This is a genomic window from Kerstersia gyiorum (genome assembly GCF_048595715.1).
Lineage (GTDB): Bacteria > Pseudomonadota > Gammaproteobacteria > Burkholderiales > Burkholderiaceae_B > Kerstersia > Kerstersia gyiorum.
Map to the genome: position 1 here is coordinate 3,099,748 of NZ_CP169556.1, position 13,266 is coordinate 3,113,013.

Consider the following 13,266-nt stretch of genomic DNA (forward strand, 5'->3'; position numbering starts at 1 on the left):
CCGGCCACACCGCCTGGCGGCAAGCCGCTCAGGGCTCGCCCAGCATGGCACGCAACTCGTCTTCGTCCAGCACCGTGACCCCCAGTTCCCTGGCCTTGGTCAACTTGCTGCCCGCTTCCACGCCGGCCACCACGAACGAAGTCTTGCGCGACACCGAGCCGCTCACCTTGCCGCCAGCCGCGATAATGCGTTGCGAGGCTTCCTCGCGTGTCCAGCGTGGAAACGTGCCGGTCAGCACGAATGTCTTGCCAGTCAAGCCGGTCGAAGCCGGCGCCACTTCCGGCTGCGGCTCGACGCCATGACGTTTGAGCGCTTCAAGCACTTCGCGGTTATGCGGTTCGTCGAAGAAACGCCGCACGGACGCCGCCACCACCGGACCGACGTCGGGTGCACGCTGCAAGGCCTCGAGATCGGCATCGGCCAGCGCTTCCATGCTGCCGAAATGCCTTGCCAGGTCCCGCGCCGTGGTTTCACCCACATGGCGGATACCCAGCGCATAAATCAGCCGGCCCAGCGTGGGGCGACGTGCAGCCTCTATGGCAGCGACCAGATTGGCCGCCGACTTCGCTCCCATGCGGTCATAGGACGCCAGCAGCTCGGCACGCAAGTCGAACAGATCCGCCAGGGAATGCACCCGGCCATCGTCCACCAGCTGCTCTATCAGCTTCTCTCCCAACCCGCCGATATCCAGCGCCTTGCGGCTGGCAGCGTGCCAGAGGGACTGCTTGCGCTGCGCAGCGCAGAACAGGCCGCCGGAACAGCGTGCGATGGTTTCGTCCTCGGGCCGCTCGATGGCCGAACCGCAGATCGGACAATGCGTCGGCATGACAAATGCACGCGCATCGGCCGGTCGCAGCTCTGGCAACGGGCGCACCACTTCGGGAATCACGTCCCCTGCGCGGCGCACGATCACCGTATCGCCGATCATCACATCCTTGCGGCGGATTTCATCTTCGTTGTGCAGCGTGGCATTGGTCACCGTCACGCCACCGACGAATACCGGCGCCAGGCGCGCCACTGGCGTGATGGCGCCAGTACGGCCCACCTGTACCTCGATATCCAGCAAGCGGGTCTGCGCCTCTTCGGCCGGAAATTTATGGGCCAGTGCAAAACGCGGCGCGCGCGCCACGAACCCCAGCGTCTGCTGGCTACGCAGGCTATCCACCTTGTAGACCACGCCGTCGATGTCGTACTTGAGCCCGGCACGCGTCGCGCCGACCTCGTTATAGAAGGCCATCAGCCCATCGACACCGCGTGCAACCCGGTTGTACTTGCTGTTGACCGGCAAACCCAGTTCAGCCAGCCAGGCCAGCATGCCGCTATGCGTGCGGGCGGGCAAGGCGGCATCTTGGGCCGCAGCCTCCGCAGACGCAGCAGCAAACAGATCACCGCTGCCGCCTGCCGGCGCCACACCATCCTGCCCTGCGCGGTATTCTCCCCATCCGTAGGCGTAGAAACGCAGATTGCGCTTGGCGGTAATCGTGGAATCCAGCTGCCGCAGGCTGCCGGCCGCCGCATTGCGCGGATTGACGAAGACTTTCTCGTTACGGGCCTGCTGGGCCAGATTCAGGCGCTCGAAATCTTCCCGGAACATCAGGACCTCGCCACGCACTTCCAGCACCTCGGGCACAGCCCGGCCAGATGCCTGCAAACGCAAGGGGATCGCACGGATGGTACGGACGTTATGCGTGACATCCTCGCCTTCATAGCCGTCGCCGCGCGTCGCGGCCTGCACCAGCACGCCGTTTTCATAGCGCAAGCTGATGGCCAGCCCGTCGAACTTCATCTCGCAGAAATATTCCGCTGCTTCCGCCAGGCCCAACTGGCCTGCATCACGCAGGGTATCGGTGACACGACGGTCAAACGCTTCGACTTCTTCCCGATTGAAGGCATTGCCCAGCGACAACATGGGGACGGCATGGCGCACGCTGCCGAACGCCGAGGATGGCGTGGCCCCGACACGCTGCGTCGGGGAATCCGGCGTACGCAATTCCTCCCACTCGGCCTCCAGCGCTTCCAGCTCGCGCATCTGGCCGTCATAGACAGCGTCCGGCACACTGGGATCATCCAGCACGTAATACCGGTGGTTGTGGCCTTCAATTTCCCTGCGCAATGCCCCGGCCCGTTCCCGGGCCGCTTCCAACGTCAAACCTGAACTCACGAAAACACCCTCAACGCCCTCGCACTACCGGCCGTCAGGCCTGCCTTGTCCAGTTGGCCGTACAGCCGCACCAACTGCTGGTCTATGACCTGCTCGGCACCCTCGGCCAGCGGCCTGCCGCTGTCGTCGATCAAATGGGCATCCAGGCGCAGCGCCAGGTCGCGGCCGACCTTCACCATGCGGCCGAATGCGTGCTCGTCAGCCGGACTGCGCGGCACGTCGAGCAACAGGCTCAGGTGAGCCAACGGCGCCTGCCCCATCTCGAACAGCGCGCCGTCGCCGCGCGCCAGCGTGAAACGCACCAACCCCTGCTCGGACAGCCAGGCCAGGACGCCGCCAGTGGACTGGAAGCCCAGCTCATGGGCCACGGCCAGCACTTCGGCTGCCGGACGCGGCTCCGTCAGCGCCAGGGTAACGCTCAATTCTGCATCCAGTGCGGCCGCCACGCGGTCCAGCTGCGCCGCCTGCTCCAGAACGGCCACTTGCTCCGGGCCGTACAGCTTGCCATTGCAGCGCTTGGCGATCTCCTGGGCACGCGACCAGATCTGCAGCCATTCCGCCGGACTGATGGCGCCCGCCCGATTGGCCAGTTGCACGGCGATATGCACGGAGGTGTAGGAATCCTGGGTGGTCAGGTGCTGGCGCAGGGTGCCTTGAGCGGAAAAAGCAAAGAAACGCAGGGGCTTGCGGGCCTGCTGGCGCAAGGGATGGGCAGCGCCCAGCAGGTCGGCTCCCGCCACTGGTGCAGCGAATTCAATGGAAATCAGTGCCTCGGTTGCCCGATCTGCCGGCACGTCAGCTGCACCACGTGCCGTTACTGGCGCCGCAGGTGCGGATTCGGTGGCCGGGGTGGCAGGCGCCGGAGTATCTCCGCCCAGCCCTGGTTCACGGCGTTCCGCGACCGGCGCGGCAGCGCTCTGCCCCAGCGTGGGGTCGGCCGTGGGCGCTGCACCAGCCTGGGCGCGAGCGGCCTGATCCGCATCCAGCAGCGGGTCGTGCGCCGGAGGCTGGAATTGCTGCTGCATGCGGCGGCGCACACGGCGGTCCTGCCACCAGTTGAAGGCAAGCAGCACCCCAATCAGCACCAGCCCCAGGATGATCAAACCAATCTGCAAATCACTCATTCCATACTCCACGCCTGTTCCGGCGTCTATCCTGCATCCAGCGCCCTTGCCGGACGATTTCCATTCCCGCCCCGTTTGCCGGCAAACGCCGGCCCACGCGCCTGCGTGCTACGCCGCCCCATCAGCCCACTTGGCCGCCAGGTCGATATCCACTGCCACAATGCGCGATACCCCCTGTTCCTGCATGGTAACGCCGACCAACTGCTTTGCCATCTGCATTGCGATCTTATTGTGAGAAATAAAAAGAAACTGTGTCTGGTCGCTCATGCTGCTGACCAGATTGGCATAGCGCTCGGTGTTGGCATCGTCCAGCGGCGCGTCGACCTCATCGAGCAGGCAGAACGGCGCCGGATTCAGCTTGAACAACGCGAACACCAGCGCCGTCGCCGTCAGCGCCTTTTCACCACCTGACAACAGGTGGATCGTACTGTTGCGCTTGCCCGGCGGCTGCGCCATCACCTGGATGCCGGCATCGAGAATCTCGTCGCCGGTCATGGTGAGCCTGGCCTCGCCGCCGCCGAACAGACGCGGGAACAACTCTCCAAAGTGACCATTCACGATATTGAAAGTTTCCTGCAGCAACTGCCGGGTTTCACGGTCGATGCGGCGGATGGCGTCCTCCAGGGTCTCTATGGCCTCCAGCAGATCAGCATGCTGGGAGTCCAGGAAGGTCTTGCGTTCGCGGGCTGTCATCAATTCTTCCAGCGCCGCCAGGTTGACCGCGCCCAGGCTGTCGACCTGCCTGGAAATGCGTTGCACCTCGCTTTGGAGCCAGCTGCCCTTGCGCCAATCCGGCGGTAATTCATCAAGTTCGCGGGCCAGCGCCTCGCGCACCAGCTGGCGCGCATCCAGCTGTTCGGCGAATTGCTCCACCGCCAGGCGCGCAGCCTGTTCCTGCAGTTGCAGCGCCGTAATTTTTTCGCGCAACGGGTCCAGTGCCCGCTCGCGCACCATGCGCTGCTCATCGGCGGAACGCAGCATGGCAGCCAGGTTGTCCAACTCGATGCGCGCCCGGGTCAGCTCTTCCTCGGCCGCCGCCCGCATTTCCAGCGCATCCTGCAGGCCAGCCTGTGCCGCCGAAGCATCCAGCACGGCCAGATCCTGTTGCAACTGTTCCTGCTCCACGCCGGCCCGCCGCACCTGCTCGATGGCCAGTTGCAGATTGCGGCGCAGTTCATCCAGCCGCGCCTTCAGGCCTTTCTCTGCAAATTGCGCTTCCTGCGCGCGCCGGTCCAGATCGCGCAACCTGGATCGCGCGGCATCCGCACTGGCGACCAGGGCTTCATCGGCAATTTCCAGGTCGGCATAGCGTGACTGCTGCTCGCCCAGTTCCTCATCCAGGCGTTCAAAGCGCTCTTCCGCTTCCGCCCGGGCGCCGCGCCACTCTTCCTGCAATGCAGCGATTTCCTCGAGGTCTTCCTGCAGGCGTGCAGCACGCTCGCCGGATTGCGCCGCCAATTGCTGCATGCGGGTATGTTCAAGCTGCACGTCGTGCAGGCGGCGCGTTACCTCTGCAACGCGCTGCCGCGCCGGGGCCATGGCTTCGCCAACTTGCCGCCAAGCCGCCTCTGCCTGGGCCACGCGATCCTTGGCGGCATCCGCCAGCAGGCGCTGCGCACGCGCTTCCTTCTGCAGGTTTTCCAGTTCCTGGCGCCGCGCAAGCATCCCGGCCTGCTCGGAATCGGCGGCATAAAAGCGCACACCATGCGCATCGACCATATGGCCGCTGCGCAGCACCAGCACGGCGCCAGGCGGCAGGCTGCCGCGCCGCGCCAGCGCCTGCTCCATATCTTCGGCCGTAAAAACGCCCTGCAGCCAATCCTGCAACAAGGAGCGCAGGATAGGGTCGGACAACTGCAGCAGCGACGACAGCGCGGTGAAGCCAGCCGGGCTCGCCGGCGCTACCGGCGAGCCCGGCAACTGATAGAACGCCAGCCGCGCCGGTGGTGGGTCATTCACAAAAGCACGCACCCAGTCCAAACGACTGACGGGCAAGGCCGCCATGCGCTCGCGCAGGCTGGCCTCCAGTGCCGTTTCCCAACCCGGCGCCACCTTCAGTTCACGCCACAGCCGCGGCAGGCTCTCCAGCTCGTGCTTGGCGAGCCAGGGCGCCAACGTGCCCTGCTTTTCCACATCTTCCTGCAACTTGCCCAAAGCCGCGTGACGGGCCTCCAGGCGCGCCAGCGCCTGGGCTTCGTGCTGCGCTGCAGCCTGCGCCTGTATCCGCGCCGAATCGGCCTCGGGCAGGCGCACTTCGAGCTCGGCCAACACTGCCTGCGCTTCTTCCAGGCTGCCTTCAAGCACCTCGCATTCGCCGCGCAATTGCTCCAGGCGCTGCGGGTCCGGCCGCTCCAGGCCGCGTGACTCCTGCTCCAGCCTTTCCCGGCGCAGTGCCAGATCCTGCAACTGGCGGTCGGCGTCGCGTTGCGATTGCGCCGACAGGGCCAGTTGTTGTTCCAGCTTGGACAATTCAGTGCGCAGAACTTCGCGCCGGACCGCCGCGTCACGCACCCGCCGCTCGATATCCGGCAGTTCATCCTGGGCCTGTGCGGCGGCAATCTGCGCTTCCTCGGTCAAGGCAGCGCCGGCCTCCAGCTCGTCTTCCGTGGCCGTGATCTGACTTTCACAGTGCTCGCGCTGAGACAGCCACTCTTCCATCTGAGCCTGCAATTGCGCTTGCCGACCTTGCAGGCGATTGCGTGAATCCACGACATGGCGGATTTCCGCTTCCAGCGTACTGACCTGCGCATTGGCTTCGTACATCTTGCCTTGCGCCGCATGTACCGCATCACTGGCGGCGTAATGGGCCTGGCGCCGGCTTTCCAGATCGGTTTCCCCGGCACGCAAGGCGGCAACTGCCGCCTCCAGCTCGTTTTGCGCCTGTTCCGTCTCGCGGGCACGGGCACGTTGCTCGTCACGCGCCGCCTGCTCCCGGACGTACCAGAGAAAGGTCTGTTTGCGCTCGCCGTCTTCCTGCAACGCACGATAATGCCGCGCCACTTCAGCCTGGGCCTCGAGCTTTTCCAGCTGGGTATCGAGTTCGCGGCGGATATCCTCGACCCGGGTGAGGTTCTCGCGGGTATCGGACAGGCGGTTCTCGGTCTCGCGGCGGCGCTCTTTGTAGCGCGACACGCCTGCGGCTTCCTCGAGATAGACCCGCAACTCTTCCGGCTTGGCTTCGATCAGCCGGTTGATCATGCCCTGCCCGATGATGGCATAGCCACGCGCCCCCAGGCCCGTGCCCAGGAACAGATCATGGATGTCGCGCCTGCGCACCTGCTGGTTATTGATGAAATAACTGCTGGCGCCATCGCGGGTCAGCACGCGGCGCACCGCGATTTCGGCGTAGGTGCTCCATTGGCCCACTGCGCGGCCGGCATCATTGCTGAACACCAATTCCACCGACGCCCGGCCGGCCGGGCGGCGCTGGCCCGAGCCATTGAAAATCACGTCCTGCATGGACTCGCCGCGCAACTCGGAAGCACGCGTCTCGCCCAGCACCCAACGCACCGCGTCGATGATATTGGATTTGCCACAGCCATTCGGCCCGACGACGCCCACCAGTTGGCTGGGCACCGGTATCACTGTCGGGTCAACGAAGGATTTGAAGCCAGCAAGCTTGATCTGCGTAAGACGCACGGTAGGAAAGCCAGAAGCAGGTCATTGTTCTCTCCAGCGGACCCTCGCAACGCCTTGCAGCGGCAAGCCCGTGGAATCAATCTGCAATGATAACGCAGCGCCTTGCGCCACCAGATTCAATTCTCACCCATCACGGTACATTTACGCTCTTTTACCGGATTATTACGCCCGCCGGCCCTGCCCCGATCCCCCCTATCCAGCCCCCAGGCGCGGCCCTTGCGCGCACGTCACGTAAAACCCGTACGCTTCATGGGGGCTATACTCCCCCACCGAACGGACGGTAATGCCCCCCTGGCAAAAAAAACAGCCTCCAGGCAAACCGGCATTTGTTTACACTTTGACGTTCATTGGCACCAATACCTTACACATCCGGGAGCAGCTGCTTGAAAAGAGGCTTTTATCTGGTCATGGCCGCGCAGGCTTTGTCATCGCTGGCCGACAACGCGCTTTTCATTGCCGCCCTCGCGCTCATCCAGGAACTGTCCGGCCCCGACTGGATGGCGCCAATGCTGAAATGGTGGTTTGCCCTGGCATACGTCCTGCTGGCCGCTTTCGTCGGGGCTTTTGCGGACTCCGTTCCCAAAGGCCGGGTCATGCTGATGACCAACGCCCTCAAGACACTGGGCTGCATCATCATGCTGGCCTATACCTGTTTCGGCATGTCGTCCGTGCAGCAAACCTGGCTGATCTGTGGCGCCTACGCCCTGGTCGGCATCGGTGCCGCCGCCTACTCTCCGGCCAAATACGGCATCGTCACAGAAATGCTGCCCCCCTCGCTCCTGGTCAAGGGCAACAGCTGGATCGAAGGCCTGACCGTGACGTCCATCATCATCGGCACAGTGCTGGGCGGCGCGCTGATTTCGCCGCATGTTTCCAGCCTGCTGCTGACCCAAACGCCCCTGGGCAGCTTCCTGTCCACGCCGGCTGAAGCGGCCATCTTCTGTATTGTCTTCATTTATGTCGGCGCTGCGATCTGCAATCTGCTGATCCCCCACACCGGCTACTACTATCCCAAGCAACCCCGGCAGATCTCGGTACTGCTGCGCACCTTCTTCGGCTACGTGGGCATCCTCTGGCTCGACAAGCTGGGCCGCATTTCCCTGGCCATCACTACGCTGTTCTGGGGGGCTGGCGCCACGCTGCAGCTGATCGTCATCGAATGGGGCCACGCCCACCTGGGCCTGCGACTGGACCAGGCTTCGGTGCTGATGGGCATTTCCGCGTTCGGCACGGTCGTGGGCGCGATTCTGGCCGGCCGCCTGCCGCTGCAAAAATCCCTGGTCGTCCTGCCGCTGGGCGCTGTCATGGGGCTGCTGGTGCTGTGCATGCCCATGGTCAGCGCTACCTACACGGTCTACACCCTGCTGTTCCTGATCGGGGCGGCCGCCGGCTACTTCGTCGTGCCGATGAATGCGCTGCTGCAACACCGGGGCCACGTACTGCTGTCTGCGGGGCACTCCATTGCCGTGCAGAACTTCAATGAACAGATCAATATCCTGTTCATGGTGGCGCTGTACACCCTGCTGCTCAAGATGGAACTGCACATCAACACCATCATCACCATCTTCGGCCTGGCCGTGTTCGGCCTGATGACCCTGATCATCGTGACCTGCAAGCTGATGCTGCACCGCGACCCCAGCCTGGAAGCCCAGATTGGGCAGACCGGACACGGGCAGGCGCTGAAGTAAGCGGCCTCAGGCAAGCGAGCAGCCGACGGGCCACGCCCGTCGCTGCGGCACTTGACGCCTGGGCCGGAAAATCAGCCCTGCGGCGCCTGCGCCACCGCCAGCCGCAAGTCTTGCCAGGCTGCTGCCTTGGCATGAGGGCTGCGCAACAGATAGGCCGGGTGATAGCTGACCACCAGCGGAATATCCCTGCCACTGCCATCGCGCCAGGCGTGTACACGGCCGCGCAGATTGCCAATGGAAGCCTCAGTCTGCAATAACGTGTGGGCGGCAAAGCGCCCCAGCACCAGAATGCCTTCAGGCTTGATCAGCTCAATCTGCTTCATCAGATAAGGACTGCACGCGGCGATTTCTTCCGGCCTGGGATTGCGGTTCGCTGGTGGCCGGCACTTGATCACGTTGGCAATGAAAACCTCGCGCCCGCGTTGCAGGTCGACGGCGGCCAACATGGAATCCAGCAATTGCCCGGCCCGCCCGACAAACGGCGAACCCTGGCGGTCTTCCTGCTCCCCGGGCGCTTCGCCGATCACCATCCAGCGTGCCGGGAAAGCGCCGTCGCCAAATACTGCCTGGCGCCGCGTCTTGCATAGATCGCAGGCGGTACAGGCCAGCACCTGCTCGCGCAGACCCTCCATATCCTGGGCCAGCGGCCCACGCTCCGCCATCACGACAGGCTCACCGCCCGGCTGATCCACTCTTTGCGCCGGCGCCTGGGCCACGGACTGTCCGGCTTGTGGCGCCTGCGCCAGGGACACTGCCGCAGGCGCACCAGGGCGCGCAGCGGCCGGACGGCCCGCCTGCCTGTCGCGACCGGCAGCCAGCAGAGCCAGCGCATCGCCAGCACCGCTGCGACGTACCTGGCCGCTGGCGTCGTCCGCAGGCCGGCGGGCTTCGGCCGGGCCGGACGGCGCAGCGGCTGCCGTCGCCACCTGCACGCCCGCATCGGCCGGCGGTGCCGGACGGCGCGGCGGCTCGGGCAACAGCCAGCGCCCAACGCCCATTTCCTTGAGCCAAAGGCGCTGCATGGACGATACGGACACCTGCGGCTCGCTCACGCCTGGCTCCCTGCAGCCACTGGCAGGCGCTTCTGGAATACCCAGGCGTCCTCCCGTTCCGTGCCCGCTTCGTAATAGCCCTTGCGCACACCGATCTGCTCGAAACCGAAACGGCGGTACAGCGCCAACGCCCCGGTATTGGACGGCCGAACTTCAAGCAGCAAGCCTTCCAGCCCCGCCTCGGCGGCGCGCTGCGAAAAATGCTCCAGCAGACGCCAGCCCCATCCACGGCGCTGGCGCTCGGGCGCAACGGCCACGGCCAGCAAATGCGAGACATCCGGCGCCAGCATGGCGATATAGAAGCCAACGACGGCATCGCCTTCGCACAGCACCCAGGCGTCATAGCCGGCAGCCAGCGCATCCTCGAAATTGCGGCGCGTCCACGGATGCAGTTGTACCTGGGCCTCGAGATCGACCACGCTGTCCAAATGCGCGGCACCCATGGCCTGCACATAAATAGGTGCGGACGCCCTGGGATTGCCGCCATCGCCCTTGGCGCGCTCGGCCGTCGTGAAAGCCACTTTATCCCGCACGTATAGCGGCATGGCTTCGGGCGCCGGCCGCCCCTCGCCGCGCAGCAAGGCTTCCAGGCCCAGCCGCGCCACGATTTCCGCCTCTGGGCGCAAAGCCAGCAATTCCGGCGCGAACCTGACACCAGCCTGGGTCAGCCGCCATCCATCACCAGCCCACAACGGCGCAGCGACACCAGCGCCGTGGCTGGCTTGCCAGCCCGGCAACAGGCTTTCCACCCAGGGCACGGCGTCGGCTGCGGCAACCAGCTGCGGCGCCAGCAATTCCTGCCAGGCGGCACCAGCCTGCGCCGGCGCGCGGTAGACCGCCAGATAGACCTCATCCATGCGTGCATCCAGCGCCGTCATTACCAGTTGTCCTGGTGCAGCGCTGCTTGCTGCAGCCACTGCCAGATTGGACACCACCGGCAGCACTGGCACGTCCAGCGTGTAGGCGACGCCCTGCGCCACGCCGCAAGCCACGCGCAAGCCGGTAAAGCCGCCAGGCCCCTGCCCGAAAGCCACGCCATGCAGGCTGGCCACCGTCAGGCCGGCATCGCGCAGCAGGCTGCTGGCCAGAGGCAGTATCTGCTGCCCATGATCCTGTCCCCCATCATGGCTGCGCGTCGCTATACTACGGATGGCCCCAGCAGAAGCGCGCAGCAATGCCACGCTGCAACGCGGCCCCGAGGTTTCAAAACTGATCAGATTGATGTCCATTCCAGGATTGTAAGGAATGCAGCCCGGAAACGGGCAGATGGAATCGTCACGCCGGGCAGGCCACTGACCCTGACATCCGTCCGGAACAGGAGCAGGCAAGGAACTACTGGCGCGCCGAGCGCTCTACAGAAGGATATGCTGAGCTGCCACTTGTGGCGAAACTTACACTTGTGTAACGTTAAGTAAGCCCCTTTGGCCCCCTTTTAGCCCGCTGTTACATTTACGCCATGCCTACACCACAAACGCCTCCAACTCCTCGCAAACTGCTGGTCGTCGATGACGATCCCCGTCTGCGCGACCTGCTGCGCCGTTACCTTTCGGAACAAGGCTTCAATGTTTTTGTGGCTGAAGATTCCAAGGAGATGGCGCGCCTGTGGCAACGTGAGCATTTCGACCTGCTGGTGCTCGACCTGATGCTGCCCGGGGAAGATGGTCTTTCGATCTGTCGCCGGCTGCGTGGCGCGCATGACAATACGCCTATCATCATCCTGACGGCCAAGGCGGAAGAAATCGACCGCATCCTGGGCCTGGAAATGGGTGCTGACGACTACCTGTCCAAGCCGTTCAACCCGCGTGAACTGCTGGCCCGCATCAATGCGATCCTGCGCCGCCGTGGCGCCGAAGAGCATCCCGGCGCGCCCAGCCAGGAAAACGAGTCCGTCGCATTCGGTCCCTATACCCTGAATCTCTCCACCCGCACCCTGATGCGCAACGGCGAAACCGTGCCCATCACCACGGGCGAGTTCTCGGTCCTGAAAGTTTTCGCACGCCATCCCAAGGTACCACTGTCGCGCGACAAACTGATGGAACTGGCCCGTGGCCGCGAATACGAAGCCTTCGACCGCAGCCTGGACGTGCAGATTTCGCGCCTGCGCAAGCTGATCGAGCCGAATCCTTCCAAGCCCGTCTTCATCCAGACGGTCTGGGGCCTGGGCTACGTCTTCGTCCCCGATGGCGGCAACTGACACTCAGGCACCGAACCGACCAACTGCCCGCCACGCCGAACAGTCCCGCTGGACGCGACTGTTCCGTCTCGGGCTGTTCGGACGCACATTCCTGCTACTCAGCACGCTGATGATCGCCAGCCTGCTGGCCTGGCTGCAAGTCTTCTTCAGCATGGAAATCGGCCCGCGCGCCTACCAGATGGCGCAGCGAGTCGTCACTTCCGTCAATATCACCCGCGCCGCGCTGATCTATTCAGCGCCGGATTCCCGCAGCCGGCTGCTGCTGGACCTGGCAACCAATGAAGGCTTGCAGGTCTATCCCCGCACCGAGCAGGACGATATCCAGGCGCTGCCGCACGACGATTACTGGACTCGCGTCGCCACGCTGATCCGCAGCCGCCAGGGCGAAGACATCCGCCTGGCCAGTTCCGTCAACAATATCTCCGGTATCTGGGTCAGTTTCCGCATCGACGATGAGGATTACTGGCTGGTCTTCGAACGCGACCAGTTCGGCCTGACAGGCGGGATGGAATGGATAGGCTGGGGGGTGACCGCGCTCATCCTCTCGCTGATAGGTGCAGCCATCAGTGTGGGCTTCGTCAACCGCCCGCTGTCACGCCTGGCCAAGGCCGTGCAGGAACTATCGCGTGGCTCCACTCCTTTGCCGCTGCCCGAAGGCGGCCCGGAAGAACTGCGCCGCATCAATGCCAGCTTCAACCGCATGGCGCATGAGTTGCGCCAGAGCGAAGAAGACCGGGAACTGATGCTGGCCGGCCTCTCTCATGACCTGCGTACGCCGCTGGCGCGGCTGCGCCTGGAAATCGAAATGAGCGGAGTGTCTGAAGATACGCTGCAGAATATCGACCAGGATCTCGGCCAGATCGAACGCTGTATCGGCCAGCTCATGGATTACGCCCGCCCTGCCGGCACATCCGGCCAGGAAGTCACTTTCGTCTCGGACGTACTGCACGAAATCTACCAGCGCGAACGCAGCCATACCGAAGCGCTGGGCGGTACCCTGCAAGCGGATATCGCCCCAGATCTTTACGCCCGCATCTCGGATTTCGACCTCAAGCGCATCATCACCAACCTCATCGAGAACGCCAGGCGCTATGGCCTGTCCGGTGACGGCCGGGCCCATATCAACCTGTCCGCCAGCGTACAGGGCAAATGGCTGCGCATCGACGTTTCCGACCAGGGCCCAGGCATACCGCTTTCCGATAGCGCCAAGATGCTGCGCCCGTTCTCGCGCGGCGAAAGCGCGCGCACCGGCGTCAGCGGGGCCGGCCTGGGGTTGTCCATCGTCGAACGCTTGCTGAGCCAGATCGGCGGACGCCTGAACCTGTTGCAAAACGACCCCTCGGGCCTGCTGGTCCGCATCGAACTGCCACGCCCCCAGCAAAGCTGACGCCCCCCCCGGCACGCTCTT

Annotated in this window: 8 protein-coding genes; 3 read left to right on the top strand and 5 right to left on the bottom strand. The window is 64.4% G+C overall.

The genetic code is table 11. The features are described 5' to 3' along the window. Nucleotides 1-28: 28 nt before the first annotated feature. The 3 genes from ligA to smc form a co-directional block, all read right to left on the bottom strand. Nucleotides 29-2,161, bottom strand: a complete 2,133-nt coding sequence (ligA, locus tag ACEW7X_RS13585; RefSeq protein WP_068366852.1) for an NAD-dependent DNA ligase LigA — start codon at nt 2,159-2,161, stop codon at nt 29-31. After that, nucleotides 2,158-3,285: a cell division protein ZipA C-terminal FtsZ-binding domain-containing protein gene (locus ACEW7X_RS13590; protein WP_068366854.1), complete on the bottom strand. Its 1,128-nt coding sequence runs from the start codon at nt 3,283-3,285 to the stop codon at nt 2,158-2,160. Before ACEW7X_RS13590 ends, ligA begins: the two co-directional genes overlap by 4 nt. A gap of 108 nt (nt 3,286-3,393) precedes the next feature. Further along, the gene (smc, locus tag ACEW7X_RS13595) at nt 3,394-6,924 is read right to left on the bottom strand and encodes a chromosome segregation protein SMC (RefSeq protein WP_420177311.1); all 3,531 of its coding nucleotides are present in this window, start codon (nt 6,922-6,924) and stop codon (nt 3,394-3,396) included. A gap of 383 nt (nt 6,925-7,307) precedes the next feature. Between smc and lplT the strand changes: the two genes are divergently transcribed. After that, nucleotides 7,308-8,612 carry a lysophospholipid transporter LplT gene (gene lplT, locus ACEW7X_RS13600; RefSeq protein WP_068366858.1) on the top strand — a complete coding sequence of 435 codons (1,305 nt, stop codon included), beginning with the start codon at nt 7,308-7,310 and terminating at the stop codon, nt 8,610-8,612. A gap of 71 nt (nt 8,613-8,683) precedes the next feature. Here lplT and ACEW7X_RS13605 read toward each other — a convergent pair whose 3' ends face one another. Next, on the bottom strand, nt 8,684-9,709 hold the full coding sequence (locus ACEW7X_RS13605) for a uracil-DNA glycosylase (protein WP_416054044.1): 1,026 nt from the start codon (nt 9,707-9,709) through the stop codon (nt 8,684-8,686). Then, complete coding sequence (gene tsaB / locus ACEW7X_RS13610) at nt 9,661-10,893, bottom strand: tRNA (adenosine(37)-N6)-threonylcarbamoyltransferase complex dimerization subunit type 1 TsaB (protein WP_253595298.1); 1,233 nt, start codon at nt 10,891-10,893, stop codon at nt 9,661-9,663. The genes ACEW7X_RS13605 and tsaB overlap by 49 nt, the downstream gene beginning before the upstream one ends. Before the next feature lie 227 nt (nt 10,894-11,120). Here tsaB and ompR point away from each other — a divergent pair, with 227 nt between their 5' ends. Then, nucleotides 11,121-11,858, top strand: a complete 738-nt coding sequence (ompR, locus tag ACEW7X_RS13615) for a two-component system response regulator OmpR (protein ID WP_068366864.1) — start codon at nt 11,121-11,123, stop codon at nt 11,856-11,858. A 109-nt stretch (nt 11,859-11,967) separates the two neighbouring features. Next, nucleotides 11,968-13,245 (top strand): sensor histidine kinase, encoded by a 1,278-nt coding sequence (locus tag ACEW7X_RS13620; RefSeq protein WP_238591296.1) that lies wholly within the window; start codon nt 11,968-11,970, stop codon nt 13,243-13,245. Nucleotides 13,246-13,266: the final 21 nt, after the last annotated feature.